The sequence below is a fragment of the Streptomyces sp. GL_148 genome (assembly GCF_057834205.1).
Genome location: NZ_CM174396.1, coordinates 6,023,294 through 6,039,608, shown reverse-complemented (window position 1 = coordinate 6,039,608; position 16,315 = coordinate 6,023,294). Strand labels below are relative to the sequence as shown.

Here is a 16,315-nt window from a genome sequence, read left to right as displayed (position 1 = left end):
GTGCACGAGGGCGGGCGAATGGGTCAATCGCCCGCCCCTGTACGGACCTTTCTGACCCGACACTCCCTCACACCGGAGAAGCACACACCGCGATCCGGGACACTCTGCGCATTCTTTGACGGCCCGGGGAAAGGACGCGACGCCATGTCGGAGGCTGCATCCGCCCGGGATCGGCTCACCGCCGACCGGGCCACCGGGCTCGGGCTCGGTCCACTGGAGCCCATGCTGCGGGCCTGGCTGCCCGCGCAGCGCTGGTTCGCGGGCAAGGGCCGCGCCATCGGACGGCTCAGGACCATCTCGGCGGCCGAACTGCTCCCGCCCGGGTCCGCCCCCGGACTGCTGCACCTGCTGCTGGACGTGGACGGGGACTGCTACCAGCTCCTCCTCGGCATCCGCCCGAGCCCGCTGCCGCCGGCCCTCGCGCCCGCGCTGATCGGCCGCGCCGAGCAGGGCCCGTACGCCGGCCAGTCGGTCTACGAGGGGCTGGGCGATCCGCGGCTCGCCTCGCTGCTGCTGGAGCGGCTGCGCTCCCCCGGCACCCTGGGCCCGCTGCGCTTCGACCGGGATCCGGCCGCGTTGATCCCCGAGGCGCCCACCCCCCGGCCGCTGTCCGGGGAGCAGACCAACTCCTCGCTGATCTACGGGGATTCGTACATCCTGAAGATCTTCAGACGGGTCGGCCCCGGGGTCAATCCCGACCTGGAGCTGCCCCGGGCCCTGGCCGCGGCCGGCTGCGCCCGGGTGCCCGCGCCGGTCGCCTGGTACGAGGCCGAGCTGCCCGGCTCCGAACCGCTGACCCTGGGCGTGCTCCAGCCGTACCTGCGCGGCTCCGACGACGGCTGGCAGCTCGCGCTGCACCGGCTGCGCACCGGCGCCGACTTCACCGCCGAGGCGCACGCGCTGGGCCGGGCCACCGCCGAGGTGCACAGCGCGCTGGCCGGGGCCCTGCCCACCGTCGCACTGGGCCCGGAGCAGACGGCCCGGCTGGCCGCCGGGATGACGGCCCGGCTCGCCGCCACCGCCCGCGAGGTACCGGCCCTGCGCCCCTACGAGGCGGGGCTGCGCGGGGCCTTCGACGCGCTGGCCGCCTCCCGCGGGACCGGGGTGCTGTCCGCCCAGCGGATCCACGGGGACCTGCACCTGGGCCAGACCCTGCGCACTGCCGACGGCAGCTGGGCGCTGATCGACTTCGAGGGCGAGCCGGCCCGGCCGCTGGCCGACCGGCGCCGCCCCGAACCGGCGGTCCGGGACATCGCCGGGATACTGCGCTCCTTCGACTACGCGGCCCGCTCGCACCGGCCGTTCGCCCCCGCCTGGGCGGACGACTGCCGGGCCGCCTTCTGCGAGGGCTACGCCCGCACGACCGGCCGGGACCCGCGCGAGGACCCCGTACTGCTGCGCGCCTACGAGACCGACAAGGCGGTGTACGAGGCCCGCTACGAGTCCCGGCACCGGCCCGACTGGCTGCACGTGCCGATGGCGGCGATCCGGCGGCTCTCCGAGCCGCAGCGTCCCCTCTCCCACCGCACGCATCCCCCCGTCCCCGGATCCACCACCCCCCACCACCCGAAGCCCCCGAGGAGGCCGCTCGCGTGAGCGCCGCACGACCGCCGTCACCGACCGTCCGCGACGAAGCCAAGACCGCCGTTTCCGGCGCCGCCGACCCCGTGAAGAAGCCCCGGACCCCCAGGGCCCGGAAGGCCGCCCCGCCGCGCGGGGTCCGGCCGGCGCCGGCGCTGGACGCGCAGGAGCGGGCCCGGCTGCTGGAGGGCCGCCACCACGATCCGCACGGGGTGCTCGGGGCCCGTACCCAGCGGGGCGGGGTGTCCTTCCGGGTGCTGCGTCCGTACGCGAAGGCGGTCACCATCGTCGCCAAGGGGCTGCGGGCCGAGCTCTTCGACGAGGGCGACGGGCTGTTCTCCGGGCTGCTGCCGCTGACCGGCGTGCCGGACTACCGGCTGCTGGTTGCGTACGACAGCGACGAGGTGGAGGTCCACGACCCCTACCGGTTCCTGCCCGCGCTCGGCGAGCTCGACCTGCACCTGATCGGCGAGGGCCGGCACGAGGAGCTGTGGACGGCGCTCGGCTCGGAGCCGATGGAGCACCAGGGGGTGGCGGGCACCCGGTTCACGGTGTGGGCGCCGAACGCGCAGGGCGTGCGGGTCAGCGGGGACTTCTCGTACTGGGACTCCGTCGCCTACCCGATGCGCTCGCTCGGGGCGACCGGCGTGTGGGAGCTGTTCCTGCCCGGCGTCGGCGAGGGCGCCCTGTACAAGTACGACATCACCCGCCCGGACGGCTCGCACACCCTGCGCGCCGACCCGATGGCGAAGCACGCCGAGGTCCCGCCGGCCAACGCCTCGGTGGTGACGGCCTCCTCCTACGCCTGGCAGGACGCGGAGTGGATGGCGAAGCGCGGGGAGCGCCCGCCGCACCAGGCGCCCTTCTCGGTGTACGAGCTGCACCTGGCGTCCTGGCGGCCGGGGCTCTCCTACCGGCAGCTGGCCGAGCAGCTGCCCGCGTACGTGACGGAGCTCGGCTTCACCCACGTGGAGCTGATGCCGGTCGCCGAGCACCCCTTCGGCGGCTCCTGGGGCTACCAGGTCACCGGGTTCTACGCGCCGACCTCCCGGATGGGCACCCCGGACGACTTCCGCTTCCTGGTGGACGCGCTGCACCGGGCCGGGATCGGGGTGATCGTCGACTGGGTGCCGGCGCACTTCCCGCGCGACGAGTGGGCGCTCGCCGAGTTCGACGGGCGGCCGCTGTACGAGCACCACGACCCGCAGCGGGCCGCGCACCCGGACTGGGGAACGCTGGAGTTCGACTACGGACGCCGGGAGGTCCGCAACTTCCTGGTCGCCAACGCCGTGTACTGGTGCCAGGAGTTCCACGTGGACGGGCTGCGCGTGGACGCGGTGGCCTCGATGCTCTACCTCGACTACTCGCGCAAGGACGGCGAGTGGACGCCGAACGAGCACGGCGGGCGGGAGAACCTGGACGCGGTGGCGTTTCTCCAGGAGATGAACGCCACCGTCTACCGGCGCTGCCCGGGCGTGGTGACGATCGCCGAGGAGTCCACGGCGTGGCCGGGCGTCACGCAGCCCACCGACGCGGGCGGGCTCGGCTTCGGGCTGAAGTGGAACATGGGCTGGATGCACGACACCCTGCGCTACGCGTCCAAGGACTCGGTGCACCGCAAGTACCACCACCACGACATGACCTTCGGGATGATCTACGCGTTCAGCGAGAACTACGTGCTGCCGATCTCGCACGACGAGGTGGTGCACGGCAAGGGCTCGCTGGTGTCGAAGATGCCCGGGGACTGGTGGCAGCAGCGGGCCATACACCGCGCGTACCTGGGCTTCATGTGGGCCCACCCCGGCAAGCAGCTGCTCTTCATGGGGCAGGAGTTCGCGCAGGGCTCGGAGTGGTCCGAGACCTACGGCCCGGACTGGTGGCTGCTGGACTCCTCGTACGCGGCGGCCGGTGACCACCGGGGCGTACGCAGCCTCGTGGGCGACCTGAACCGCACCTACCGGGCGGCTCCGGCCCTGTGGGAGCGGGACACCGTGCCGGAGGGGTTCGCGTGGGTGGAGGCGGACGCGGCGGAGGACAACGTCTTCGCCTTCCTCCGCTTCGCCCAGGACGGCTCGCAGCTGCTCTGCGTCTCCAACTTCTCCCCGGTGGTCCGGCACGGGTACCGGATCGGCGTCCCGGAGGAGGTCCCCCTGTGGCGGGAGGTCCTCAACACCGACCAGCAGCTCTACGGCGGCAGCGGCGTCCACCACACCCAGCCGCTGCGCCCCGAACCGGTGCCCGCACAGGGCCGCGCGGCGAGCCTGCGCCTGACCCTCCCGCCCCTGGCGACGCTCTGGTTCAGCCCGATGCCGCGGCGGTAGCGGCCAGGACCCCGTCCAGCTCCTGGAGGAGCCTGCGCTTGGCGCGGGCTCCGACCAGCTGCAGGACGGGCTCGCCGTCGCGGAAGACGAGCAGGGTCGGCATGGACAGCACTCCGTAGCGCACGACCGTGCCGGGGTTGGTGTCCGCGTCGATCTGGACGACCTTGAGGCGGTCGGCCTCTTCCGCGGCGACCGCGGACAGGACGGGTGCGAGCTGGCGGCACGGGCCGCACCAGTCGGCGGTGAACTCCACCAGGACGGGCCGGCCGCGCTCGGCGAGCACCTCCCGCTCGAAGTCCGCGTCGGTCACTTCGGCCACACCGTGCGCCTTCATCATGTGGTTCCTCTCTCGTCCCGGCCGGATCAGCCGGTCATCTCGCATCTGGGCTGTGCCGCTTCGGCTCCGGCTTCGGCTTGGGCTTCGGCTTCGGCTTCGGCTTCGGCGAGCTGGCTCGCGACCTGGTCGCGCACGTCGCCGAGGCGGCCGATCAGGCCGTCCAGTTCGGTGAGCTTGCGCCGGTAGACGGCCAGCGAGGCCGGGCAGGAGTCGCCGGACGGGTGCCCGGCTCGCAGGCATTCCACGAACGGGCGGGTCTCCTCCAGGTCGAAGCCGAAGTCCTGGAGCGTGCGGATCTGGCGGAGCAGCCGCAGGTCTTCCTCGTCGTAGTCGCGATAGCCGTTGCCGTCGCGCCGGGCGGGCAGCAGTCCCCGCGACTCGTAATACCTGAGCGTCCGGGTGCTGGTGCCCGCACGCTCGGCCAGTTCGCCGATTCGCATGGCCCCGACGGTAATCCTTGACGCCGACGTCAATGCAAGGAGATCCCGTGAGGGGATCGTGTGCGGGTCTACCGCTACCGCGGCCGGAAACGTACGCTGGGAAGTGGATCACCGATCGCCCCGATTACCGGACAGTCGCAGAGAAAACCGACGAAAGCCCTTAACTCCATAGGACGTTCCTACGAGTTATGGGCTTGTTTGATTGGTCTGTAGTCGCCGCGCCTCGGCCACTCCTACGGTGTGCCATGTGCACTCCAGCCCTCCTTTCAATGCCCCCGCCGCGCGTCGTCTCCGCGCTGCCCTGGGCATGGCACCCGGTCATGTCGCCTATGGCCTGCGCGCCCAGTACGGACTGCTTGTCACTCCCGAGACCGTGATGGCGTGGGAGCGTGGCGAGATTTCGCCCACCTCCACCGAGGTCACCGCCCTGGCCGGCGTGCTCTGGTGTTCCCCCGGCGAGCTGCTCGCGGAGCCGGTCACCCTGCGGGAACACCGCGTCTCCCGGGGCCTGGCCCCCGAGGACCTGGCCCGCCGGGTCGGGGTGGAGGCGGGTGCGTACCAGAAGATGGAGGACACCGGCCGCTGGAAGGGCAACGAGCGGCAGTCCGCCGCGCTGGCGACGGCTCTGGGGCTGACGCTGGCCCAGTTCGTGACGGCGACCGGCAAGCACGAGGAGCTGGCCGAGCTGCTGCGCAGCGCGGTGACCACGCGCTGGCAGGCGTACGTGAAGCCGCTGGCCAAGCTGCTTCCGGTGCCCAAGGGGCATCTGGAGCGGGTGCTGGAGCAGCTTCACGGCGAGTACCAGTCCCGGATGGTGGCGACCCTGAGCTGGGGCACCGGGCAGGGCGAGGCCGGCAGCGGTGACTCGGGGCGTGAGTACCTGGGCGACATCGTGGAGCGGTTCTGGTACCTCGCGGGGGGTGCATCGTAGGACACATTTCGCCCGCGGGCTCCCTACCGGAAAGGCCCCGATCGCGTCCGGACGAGGACGCGATCGGGGCCTTTCGGCGCGCGAAGTGGGGGCGGGGGTCCCGCCCCGGGGGCCGGTCGGCGGCGGCCGGACCGGGGACGGAAGTCCCGGCCGCCGGGACGCTCAGAAGACGGACTCGGCCTCGTACATGCGGCCCTCGGGGACGGTCTTCAGCTCGGTGACGGCGTCGGCCAGCGGGGCCATGACGATGTCGGTGCCGCGCAGGGCGGTCATGTTGCCGAAGTCGCCGCGGTGGACGCCCTCGACCGCGTGCCAGCCGAAGCGGGTCGCGAGGACGCGGTCGTAGGCGGTGGGGGTGCCGCCGCGCTGGACGTGGCCGAGGATGACCGGGCGGGCTTCCTTGCCCAGGCGCCGCTCCAGCTCGACGGCGAGGCGGTTGCCGATGCCGGCGAAGCGCTCGTGACCGTACTGGTCGATCGCGCCCTTCTCGTACGGCATGGAGCCCTCGCCGGGGTGCGCGCCTTCGGCCACGCAGATGACGGCGAACTTCTTACCGCGGGCGAATCGTTCCTCCACCATCTTGACCAGGGCGTCCACCTCGAAGGGGCGCTCCGGCAGGCAGATTCCGTGGGCGCCGCCGGCCATGCCGGACTCCAGGGCGATCCAGCCCGCGTGCCGGCCCATGACCTCGACGACCATGACGCGCTGGTGCGATTCGGCGGTGGTCTTGAGACGGTCGATGGCCTCCGTGGCGACCATGACGGCGGTGTCGAAGCCGAAGGTGCGGTCGGTGGAGGAGATGTCGTTGTCGATGGTCTTCGGCACGCCGACGACCGGCATGCCGGCGTCCGACAGCATCCGGGCGGCCGTCAGGGTGCCCTCGCCGCCGATCGGGATCAGGGCGTCGATGCCGTAGCGCTTGGCCAGTTCGACGGCGTTCTCGGCCGCTTCGTGGAGGCGGGCGCGCTCCATGCGGGCCGATCCGAGGATCGTGCCGCCGCGGGCGAGGATGCCGCTGACCGCGTTGATGTCGAGGGGGCGGAAATTGCCGTCGAGGAGGCCCTTGAAGCCGTCTTCGAAGCCGATGACCTCGTCCCCGTGCCCGACCACGGCACGGTGTACGACCGACCGGATGACAGCGTTCAGGCCCGGGCAGTCGCCGCCTGCGGTGAGAACTCCGATACGCATCGTGCTGTGTCTCCTGCTCCTGGTCGTACGTGACTGTTCGCGTGCGGGCGTCCAGTCGACGCGACATATGAGGTGCCATATGAGGTGCCATATGAAGGGCGTATTGATGAAGCCTGTCCGATTGTTCCATGGGCTCCGGGTGGCGCGCGCTCTGTGGTCCGCCGCCCCCGGGGGGCCCACAGGGCCTTTCGGCCCCCTCCGGCAGGCCCTTCTCCCGGCGGGCGACCCAAGGAATCGCAGGGGTATTGTCAAGAGGTCAAGCCCGTATTTACTGGGACAACCGAGTCGAATTGGGACGGAGAGCACGCGTGACGCGCAGCGTGTACGTGACGGGTATCGAGCGGGGGGACGGCCGCCAGGTCGTCGAGCTGGGCATCATGGAGCTCCTGACCCGCCAGACAGGCCGGGTGGGCGTGTACCGCCCCCTGCTGCACGACGGGCCCGACCGGCTCTTCGACCTGCTCAAGGGCCGGTACCGGATCGACCAGGACGCCGCGACGGCCTACGGCATGGAGTACCACGAGGCCTCCGCCATCCTGGCCGAGAAGGGCACCGACGAACTGGTCTCCCAGCTCGTGGGCCGCTATCACAAGGTGGCGCGCGACTACGAGGTCATGCTGGTCCTCGGCACCGACTACGCCGACACCAACCTCCCCGACGAGCTGGCGCTCAACGCCCGCCTCGCCAACGAGCTGGGCGCGCTGGTCATCCCCGTCGTGGGCGGCACCAAGCACCCGGCCGAGGCCGTGCGCGCCGAGACCCGCAACGCCTACCGCGCGTACGAGGCCCTGGGCTGCCACGTGGGCGCGATGGTCGTCAACCGGGTGGCCCCCGAGGACCGCGCCGCGATAGCCGAGCGCCTGGCCGCCCGGCTCCCCGTCCCCTGCTACGTCCTGCCGGACGACAAGCACCTGTCCGCCCCGACCGTCGCCCAGATCACCCGGGCGCTCGGCGGCGAGGTGCTCCTCGGCGACGAGGCCGGACTGGCCCGCGACGCCCTGGACTTCGTCTTCGGCGGGGCCATGCTGCCGAACTTCCTGAACGCCCTGACCCCCGGCTGCCTGGTCGTCACCCCCGGGGACCGCTCCGACCTGGTCATCGGCGCGCTCGCCGCGCACACCTCCGGCACCCCGCCGATCGCCGGCGTGCTGCTGACGCTGAACGAGCGTCCGGGCAAGGACATCCTGACGCTGGCCTCCAAGCTGGCTCCGGGCACCCCGGTGGTCTCGGTGGCGGGCAACAGCTTCCCGACCGCCGCCGAACTCTTCTCGCTGCAGAGCCGGCTGAACTCCGCGACCCCGCGCAAGCTGGAGACCGCGCTCGGCCTGTTCGAGCGCCACGTGGACACGGCCGAGCTGCGCGAGGTGCTCTCGGTGGCCCGCTCCGAGCGGGTCACGCCGATGATGTTCGAGAACCAGCTGCTGGAGCAGGCCCGCGCCGAGCGCCGCCGCGTGGTCCTGCCCGAGGGCACCGAGGAGCGCGTGCTGCGCGCCGCGGACGTGGTGCTGCGCCGCGGGGTCTGCGACCTCACCCTGCTGGGCGAGGAGCAGGCGATCCTGAAGAAGGCCGCCGACCTGGGCATCGACATCTCGGCCGCCCAACTCATCGACCCGGCGACCTCCCCGCTGCGGGAACGGTTCGCCGAGTACTACGCCAAGGTCCGCGCCCACAAGGGCATGACGGTCGAGCTGGCCCACGACGTGGTCACCGACGTCAACTACTTCGGCACCCTGATGGTCCAGCAGGGCCTCGCCGACGGCATGGTCTCCGGCTCGGTGCACTCCACCGCCGCCACCATCCGCCCGGCCTTCGAGATCATCAAGACCAAGCCCGACGCGTCCATCGTCTCCTCGGTCTTCTTCATGTGCCTGGCCGACAAGGTCCTCGCCTACGGCGACTGCGCCGTGAACCCGGACCCGGGCGCCGAGCAACTCGCCGACATCGCCGTCCAGTCGGCCACCACCGCCGCCGCGTTCGGCCTGGAGCCGCGGATCGCGATGCTCTCGTACTCCACCGGCACCTCCGGCTCGGGCGCGGACGTGGACAAGGTCCGCAAGGCCACCGAGATCGTCCGCGAGCAGCGCCCCGACCTGCTGATCGAGGGTCCGATCCAGTACGACGCCGCCGTGGAGCCCTCGGTCGCCGCGACCAAGCTGCCCGAGTCCGAGGTGGCCGGCCGCGCGACGGTGCTGATCTTCCCCGACCTCAACACCGGCAACAACACGTACAAGGCCGTGCAGCGCTCGGCCGGCGCCGTGGCGGTCGGTCCGGTCCTGCAGGGTCTGCGCAAGCCCGTCAACGACCTCTCGCGCGGCGCCCTGGTCCAGGACATCGTCACCACCGTGGCCATCACCGCGATCCAGGCGCAGTCCCGGCCCGTGGCCGGCTGAGCCCTCCCCCACCGAGCCCCCGGGCCCCGAGCCCCCACCGCAAAGGAAAGACCCCCACCGTGACCGCTTCGCGCGTACTCGTCCTCAACTCCGGCTCCTCGTCGGTGAAGTACCAGCTGCTCGACATGGCGGACTCCTCCCGCCTGGCGGTCGGTCTGGTGGAGCGCATCGGCGAGGAGACCTCCCGGCTCGTGCACGAGCCGCTGACCGGTCCGGGGGCCGCGGGCGGCAAGCGCGAGCGGACCGGTCCCATCGCCGACCACGGGGCGGCGCTGCGGGCCGTCGCGGCGGAGCTCGCCGCCGACGGGCTGGGCCTGGACTCGCCCGAGCTGGCGGCCGTGGGCCACCGGGTGGTGCACGGCGGGACCAAGTTCACCCACCCGACGCTGATCGACGACGTCGTCCTGGCCGAGATCCGCGCCCTGATCCCGCTCGCCCCGCTGCACAACCCGGCGAACGTGACCGGCATCGAGGTCGCGCGGGAGCTGCGCCCCGACCTGCCGCAGGTCGCCGTCTTCGACACGGCCTTCCACTCGACCATGCCGGAGCACGTGGCGCGGTACGCGATCGACGCCGCGACGGCCGACAAGTACTCCATCCGGCGGTACGGGTTCCACGGCACCTCGCACGCCTACGTCGCCCGGGCCACGGCCCGGCTCCTGGGCAAGGCCGAGGAGGACGTGAACGTGATCGTGCTCCACCTGGGCAACGGCGCCTCGGCCTCGGCCGTGCACGGCGGCGTGTGCGTGGAGACCTCCATGGGGCTGACCCCGCTGGAGGGCCTGGTCATGGGTACCCGTTCGGGCGATCTAGACCCGGCGGTCGTCTTCCACCTGGCACGGGTCGGGGGCATGTCGATCGACGAGATCGACTCGCTGCTCAACAAGAAGAGCGGTCTGCTGGGTCTGTGCGGCGACAACGACATGCGCGAGGTGCAGCGGCGGGCGGCGGAGGGCGACGCCTCCGCGCGGCTGGCGCTGGCCTCGTACATCCACCGTCTGAAGAAATACATCGGCGCCTACTCGGCGGTCCTCGGCCGGGTGGACGCGGTCGCCTTCACCGCGGGCGTGGGCGAGAACTCCTCCGAGATCCGGGAGATGGCCCTGGCCGGTCTGGCCGAACTGGGCCTGGCGCTCGACCTGGAGGCGAACTCGGTACGGTCCCCCGAGCCGCGCCTGGTGTCCGCGGAGTACGCACGGGTGGCCGTGGCCGTGGTCCCGACGGACGAGGAACTGGAGATCGCCAGCCAGACGTACGCGCTGGTTACCGGGTAGTCACTTTGGACTTTCCGCCAGACGGAATATTCCGCTACGAAACAAACCGATAGGATCCGCTCCATGCGCCGTTCCAAAATCGTCTGCACGCTGGGCCCCGCCGTCGACTCTTACGAGCAGCTGAAAGCTCTCGTAGAGGCCGGTATGAACGTGGCCCGATTCAACTTCAGCCACGGCTCCCAGGCAGAACACCAGGAGCGGTACGACCGTGTCCGGAAGGTCTGCGAGGACACCGGGCGTGCCGTCGGCGTCCTCGCCGACCTCCAGGGCCCGAAGATCCGCCTCGAGACCTTCGCCGAGGGTCCCGTCGAGCTCGTCCGCGGTGACGAGTTCACCATCACCACCGAGGACGTCCCGGGCGACAAGTCCATCTGCGGCACGACCTACAAGGGTCTGCCGGGCGACGTCTCCAAGGGCGACCAGATCCTGATCAACGACGGCAACGTCGAGCTCCGGGTGACCGAGGTCGAGGGCCCCCGGGTCAAGACCATCGTCATCGAGGGCGGTGTCATCTCGGACCACAAGGGCATCAACCTGCCGGGTGCCGCCGTCAACGTCCCCGCCCTGTCGGAGAAGGACGTCGACGACCTCCGCTTCGCCCTGCGGATGGGCTGCGACATGGTCGCCCTGTCCTTCGTGCGTGACGCCGACGACGTCAAGGACGTCCACAAGGTCATGGACGAGGAGGGCCGCCGGGTCCCCGTCATCGCCAAGGTCGAGAAGCCGCAGGCCGTCGCCAACATGGAGGGCGTCGTCGCGGCCTTCGACGCGGTCATGGTCGCCCGTGGCGACCTCGCCGTCGAGTACCCGCTCGAAAAGGTCCCGATGGTGCAGAAGCGCCTCGTGGAGATGTGCCGCCGCAACGCCAAGCCGGTGATCGTCGCGACCCAGATGATGGAGTCGATGATCACCAACTCGCGCCCGACGCGCGCGGAGGCCTCCGACGTCGCCAACGCGATCCTCGACGGCGCGGACGCGGTCATGCTGTCCGCCGAGTCCTCGGTCGGCGCCTACCCGATCGAGACCGTCAAGACGATGTCGAAGATCGTCGAGGCGGCCGAGGAGGAGCTCCTGTCCAAGGGCCTGCAGCCGCTGGTCCCGGGCAAGAAGCCCCGCACCCAGGGCGGCTCCGTCGCCCGCGCGGCCTGCGAGATCGCGGACTTCCTGGACGGCAAGGCCCTGGTCGCCTTCACCCACTCCGGTGACACCGCCCGCCGCCTGTCGCGCTACCGCGCGAACCAGCCGATCCTGGCCTTCACCACGGACGCCGGCACCCGCAACCAGCTCACGCTGAGCTGGGGCGTCGAGTCCTACGTCGTCCCGCACGTGGACAACACCGACGCCATGGTCGACCTGGTGGACGTGGAGATGCTCAAGCTCCAGCGGTACAACAAGGGCGACACCATGATCATCACCGCCGGCTCGCCCCCCGGCGTCCCCGGCACCACCAACATGGTCCGGGTCCACCACCTGGGCAGCGGCGCCCGCGACTGACGTCGCACGCGCCGTACCGCTCACCGCTCACCGCTCCACCAGTACAGCCTCTGCCGCACAGAGACCGAGGGCGGCACCCCGATCCGATGAGGATCCGGGGTGCCGCCCTCGGTGCGTGCTGCCGCGTGAGGCCGTACGCGTCTACTCCGCCGGGCCGATGTAGTTCTTCAGGCCCGGAACGGTCAGGGTGCCGCCGAACTGGCCGGCCTGGACGACCTTGGCGTTCGTGAAGAACGCGAACGGGACGTTCAGGGGCGGCGGGCTCTCCGGGCTGAACTCGATCGGGATGATCCCGAAGAGGTTGCCCTTGAGGCTCTCGGTGTACATCGTCACCTTGGCCCCGCGGATCTTCGAGGTGGACCCCGGACGGGACTTCAGGTGGGCGACCTGCTTGCCCTTGCCGACCGTCTGGTAGAGGTCCTTGATGTCCAGCGAGTCCGCGGTGAACTTCAGGACGGTCTTGGTCTTGCCGCCCGCCGTCTTCACCTCGACGATGCCCTCGTAGTCGAGGCCGTAGAGGGTCAGCAGCGAGCTGTCCAGGTACCAGGGCTCGTCCGGGAGCAGTGGGATGCCCTGCTCCATTTCGGCGTTGGCCAGGGCCTTGGCGTCGTAGGTCGGGCAGGGGAAGCGTTCCTTCCCGTCCTTGCCCTTGCCCTTGGCGCCCTTGCCGCCCTCCGTCACCGTTTCCGGCGTCGGCTTCGGCTTCGGCTTGGTGGCCGTCGTGCCCGTCTCGTCCTTCGGGGTGGCCGTGGTGCCCTTGACCTCCTCGGAGAGCTCCGAGACCGTGACGCCGGCCGTCTTCGCGGCGTCGCGGATCGCGGACTCGGCCGGGTCCGGAGCGGACGTGGGCGTCGCCGCCTCGGTCGCCGTGGCGGACGGGGCCGGCGCTGCCGCGGCGCCCGTGAGGGGCTTGGCGAGCGCGTCGACCAGGCCCTCGACGGCGTCGCCGACGCCGAGCGGGTCCAGCGGGTTCGCCGCCTTGGCCGGGGCGACCGCCGCCGGCATGAGGCCGGGCTTCTCGACGGCCGTCGACGCCGACGGGCTCGTGCTCGGCGAAGGCACCGCCGTGGGCGACTTGCCCGGTGAGGGCGTCGTCCGCGGAGTCTTGGACGGGGTCTTGGAAGGCTTCTTCGACGCCGACGGGGAGGCCGATTCCGCGGGCTCGTCGGACCGCGTCACGCACGGTCCGGGCGCGAAGGGGATGTCCTTGTCGTCGGCCACGGCCAGCTTCGGCGCCATGCTCATGCCGACGAAGACCGCGGTCGGCATGGCGGCCAGCGCCATCGTCTTGCCGACGGGTATCTGGATCTTCGTCAGCAGGGACTTCCTGGGCGCCGCGTGGCGCGGGCCCTTCCTGTCACGGGACTCCGCACCCGGAGCCTCGCCCCGTTGCGTTTCGTCACCCCGCACTGTTCCTCCCGCCATCGGCGTGGGCAGTCGTCTCGCTCGCGTATGCCTGCATTTCCGTTTCGCGCTGCCCCGGGACCCCGTGGGGGCCCGCCATCGCATCGGCCTTGCCCAGGTTCACGGCCTGCGCCGGGTCTCTGGTGTCCCTCGGGCCGGTCTCGTCCGCCGGCTTGCCCGGCACCCACGAGAGCGCGAGGCCACCGCCGGTCAGGGCGAGGATGATGCCCAGGCCGAAGCCACCGAGGTTCGACACCGGAATGGACACCAGGCCCAGCAGGATCGAGGCGACGCCCGCGAAGATCCGTACACCCTGCTGGAACCAGAGCGTCAGCCCCAGCGTCACCAGGAGGACACCGATGATCAGCGAACCGGCACCGGTCGTGGTCGCCATCGCGAGGGTGACGTTGCCGAGCCGGACGTCCCCGTACGGGAAATAGAGGATCGGAGCACCGCTGAGGAGCGTGAACAGACCTGCCCAGAAGGGGCGGTGACCGCTCCACGCGTGGAAGCGGTAGTACACCACGGTGAGCCAAGCGTCGTCTTCGGCGCGCACGTAAACCGGGGCCTGGGGGTTCATGGACAACAGCTCCCTGGAAACGGGTGGTACTGAGAACTATGTGGAGCCCGGACGGGCGGGCGACGGCGACCGCTGCCGTCACCGCCCGCCCGTCCGGTTATGCACCGGGAACGACTACTTCTCGTCCTAGTAGCAGGGCTGGTCGCCACCGAGGAGGCGCAGCTTGAGGTCGGGCAGCTTGAAGGTGCCCGCCGTCGTCGCCCACGCCTTCTGGCGCACGTTCGACAGCACCGCGCGGTCCGCACGCTGCGAGAACGCGTACTTGTTGGCGACCGTGCCGGCCTGCGGCTTGGTCTTGTGGGACGCGTCGCCGACCGCGACACCGATGTCCAGGTTGGTGAACTCGGCGTCGGTGTCGAGCTCGGCAACATCCAGGTAGATGTTGTCGGCCACCGCGGGCTTGCCCGCCTTGGTGCCCGTCGTCAGCCTCAGCGTGATGTTGCCGAGCGGCGTCGGGGTGACCAGCGACTGGCACATGTTGGTGATCTCGGCGTGGCTGAACCCGGAGATGGTGACCGGGTGGTGAGCCGCCGTGCCGTCGAGGTTGTGGCCCTCGGCGACGCCGCCGTACTGGATCAGGTTCGTACCGTCGAGCTTGTCGGCCGAAACCTTGAAGTCCTGGCCCGAGACGCTGAAGGACGCCGCGAGGGCACCCTGCGCCAGACCCACACCGACCGCCGCCGTGGCAGCGATGCTCGGCACCATGACGAGCGCGAAGCGCTTCCATCTGGTCCCGCCACGAATCTGGGAAATCATGTTCGTTCCTCCTTCTCGGACGTACATCTCCGGTCCGGGCGGTGCCCGTCCTGGGATGGGAGAAGTGCTACGTCCTCGGGAAGGAGCGCGAGCGGCCGAGCCGCGGCCGAGCCGCGTCCGTACACCGGCGTTCACCCCCGAGCGACAACCACTTGGCCACGCGTTCGCGCAACCTGGGGGGACAGGCCCCGCCGTGTGACGGAGACCCCCCTGTCCCACGGCCGGTGCCACTGCCACCGGCCGGCCCGGTGGGGACCCTCCACCGCGGCTCCGGATGAGCGGCTCTGCGGGAAGGACCGAGCGTCGCCGATCGTGGTCCATTCGCGGCCGGGGCACAAGGGGGTTCGTTACTGGCGGGTAACGGCCAGATAACCTGAGGGAGTCCCCCACCCGTCGGGCAGCAACACAGGGTGTCACCAAGGGCCACGACAGACCGGAGGAAGAGTGAACACACCGGACAGTTCACGGGGTTCGATTTACTGCGAGTAACAGCGGCCGCGATTGCCAAGTTTTGGCAAAGCGCGGCCGCTGTTTATCTCTGTGTCAACAAATCACCGGCGTGTGCCGGTGCTGTGTCGGTCCTGTGCCGGTCTAGAACAGCACCCTGGCGAGCGCGGTACGGGCCGAGGTGACGAGCGGGTCGTCCGCACCGACCACTTCGAACATCTCCAGCAGCCGCACGCGCACCGCGTCCCGGTCCTCACCGAACGTCACCTTCACGGTGTCCACCAGCCGCCCGAAGGCGTCCGCCACGTGACCGCCGGCCAGATCCAGGTCGGCCGCCGCGATCTGCGCCGCCGGGTCGCGCGGGTTCTCGGCCGCCGCGGCACGCACCGCCTGCGGGTTCATGTCCTTGACCCGGGCGAACAGCTCGGCCTGGGCGAGGCCCAGCTTGGCGTCGGTGTTGGACGGATCGGCCGCCAGTACGTTCTTGTAGGCGCGCACCGCCCCGTCCAGGTCGTCGGCGTCCAGCGCCTCGATCGCCTGGTCGAGCAGGGCGTCGTACGGACCGGCCGGCTCCTCTTCCTCCGCGGCACCGGGCCCCGGGGCGGCGGCGCCCTCGGCGCCGGGGTCCACCTCGACGCCGATGACCCCGAAGCGCTCCTCGGCGATCTGGACCAGCTGGGCCAGGACCCCGCGGACCTCGCCCTCGGACGCGAAGTCCTGGAACAGCGGCATCGCCTGACCGGCGACCACGGCGAACACGGCCGGGAGGGCCTGGATGCGGAACTCGCGGATCAGGTTCTGGTTGGCCGCGACATCGAGCGCGGCCAGCGCGAGCCGGCCGTTCGCCTCGATGGTGAGCCGCTCCAGCAGCAGGCTCAGCTCCTGCCCCTGCTCGAAGCCCTCGGCGCGGAAGTCGAGGATGACCGGAACCTCACCCGAGAGCGGGACGACGTGGCTCTCGAAGCGGGTCTCGTCGGTGTCGAAGACGAGCGCGGACGGCGGAACGGCCCCGGCGGGCGCGGGCGCACCGCCCTGAGCGGCCTTCCGGGCCGCGTCGGCGCGGGCCTGCTCGGCCTTGGCCTTGGCCTCGCCGGCCGCCTTCACCGCGGCGAGGTCGACGACGCCGCTCATGGACATGTTTCTGGGCTGCATGCGTACATCCTCCCCCGAGT

13 protein-coding genes are annotated in these 16,315 nt (G+C 71.1%); 6 read left to right on the top strand and 7 right to left on the bottom strand.

The genetic code is table 11. From position 1 onward, the window contains the following. Positions 1-144: 144 nt before the first annotated feature. Both AC3IYI_RS27870 and glgB read left to right on the top strand, forming a co-directional pair. A complete protein-coding gene (locus tag AC3IYI_RS27870; protein WP_489406294.1) occupies positions 145-1,596 on the top strand; it encodes a maltokinase N-terminal cap-like domain-containing protein in 1,452 nt (483 codons plus the stop codon). Further along, positions 1,548-3,902, top strand: coding sequence for a 1,4-alpha-glucan branching enzyme (glgB, locus tag AC3IYI_RS27865; RefSeq protein WP_489411693.1), 2,355 nt, complete (start codon positions 1,548-1,550; stop codon positions 3,900-3,902). The genes AC3IYI_RS27870 and glgB overlap by 49 nt, the downstream gene beginning before the upstream one ends. On the opposite strand, the gene AC3IYI_RS27860 is transcribed toward glgB, so the two are convergent. Beyond that, positions 3,880-4,239: a thioredoxin family protein gene (locus AC3IYI_RS27860; RefSeq protein WP_489406293.1), complete on the bottom strand. Its 360-nt coding sequence runs from the start codon at positions 4,237-4,239 to the stop codon at positions 3,880-3,882. The two genes, glgB and AC3IYI_RS27860, sit on opposite strands and share 23 nt — an antisense overlap. A gap of 26 nt (positions 4,240-4,265) precedes the next feature. Continuing rightward, positions 4,266-4,679: a MerR family transcriptional regulator gene (locus AC3IYI_RS27855; RefSeq protein ID WP_489406292.1), complete on the bottom strand. Its 414-nt coding sequence runs from the start codon at positions 4,677-4,679 to the stop codon at positions 4,266-4,268. A gap of 307 nt (positions 4,680-4,986) precedes the next feature. On the opposite strand from AC3IYI_RS27855, the gene AC3IYI_RS27850 reads away from it, so the two are divergent. Beyond that, positions 4,987-5,610, top strand: coding sequence for an XRE family transcriptional regulator (locus AC3IYI_RS27850; protein ID WP_489406291.1), 624 nt, complete (start codon positions 4,987-4,989; stop codon positions 5,608-5,610). Positions 5,611-5,772: 162 nt separating this feature from the next. On the opposite strand, the gene AC3IYI_RS27845 is transcribed toward AC3IYI_RS27850, so the two are convergent. Next, complete coding sequence (locus tag AC3IYI_RS27845) at positions 5,773-6,798, bottom strand: ATP-dependent 6-phosphofructokinase (protein ID WP_489406290.1); 1,026 nt, start codon at positions 6,796-6,798, stop codon at positions 5,773-5,775. A gap of 308 nt (positions 6,799-7,106) precedes the next feature. Here AC3IYI_RS27845 and pta point away from each other — a divergent pair, with 308 nt between their 5' ends. From pta to pyk, 3 genes are all read left to right on the top strand, one after another. Continuing rightward, positions 7,107-9,188 carry a phosphate acetyltransferase gene (gene pta / locus AC3IYI_RS27840; RefSeq protein ID WP_489406289.1) on the top strand — a complete coding sequence of 694 codons (2,082 nt, stop codon included), beginning with the start codon at positions 7,107-7,109 and terminating at the stop codon, positions 9,186-9,188. A 59-nt stretch (positions 9,189-9,247) separates the two neighbouring features. Next, a complete protein-coding gene (locus AC3IYI_RS27835) occupies positions 9,248-10,462 on the top strand; it encodes an acetate/propionate family kinase (protein WP_489406288.1) in 1,215 nt (404 codons plus the stop codon). Positions 10,463-10,525: 63 nt separating this feature from the next. Then, on the top strand, positions 10,526-11,956 hold the full coding sequence (pyk, locus tag AC3IYI_RS27830; protein ID WP_489406287.1) for a pyruvate kinase: 1,431 nt from the start codon (positions 10,526-10,528) through the stop codon (positions 11,954-11,956). A 141-nt stretch (positions 11,957-12,097) separates the two neighbouring features. Here pyk and AC3IYI_RS27825 read toward each other — a convergent pair whose 3' ends face one another. The 4 genes from AC3IYI_RS27825 to AC3IYI_RS27810 all read right to left on the bottom strand — a co-directional run bounded on the left by AC3IYI_RS27825 (position 12,098) and on the right by AC3IYI_RS27810 (position 16,295). Continuing rightward, positions 12,098-13,366 (bottom strand): hypothetical protein, encoded by a 1,269-nt coding sequence (locus tag AC3IYI_RS27825; protein ID WP_489406286.1) that lies wholly within the window; start codon positions 13,364-13,366, stop codon positions 12,098-12,100. Next, positions 13,356-13,940 (bottom strand): DUF6114 domain-containing protein, encoded by a 585-nt coding sequence (locus AC3IYI_RS27820; RefSeq protein WP_489406285.1) that lies wholly within the window; start codon positions 13,938-13,940, stop codon positions 13,356-13,358. Before AC3IYI_RS27820 ends, AC3IYI_RS27825 begins: the two co-directional genes overlap by 11 nt. Before the next feature lie 126 nt (positions 13,941-14,066). Beyond that, positions 14,067-14,696, bottom strand: coding sequence for a DUF6230 family protein (locus AC3IYI_RS27815; protein WP_489406284.1), 630 nt, complete (start codon positions 14,694-14,696; stop codon positions 14,067-14,069). 591 nt (positions 14,697-15,287) lie between these two features. After that, positions 15,288-16,295, bottom strand: coding sequence for a tetratricopeptide repeat protein (locus tag AC3IYI_RS27810; RefSeq protein WP_489406283.1), 1,008 nt, complete (start codon positions 16,293-16,295; stop codon positions 15,288-15,290). Positions 16,296-16,315 lie beyond the last annotated feature (20 nt).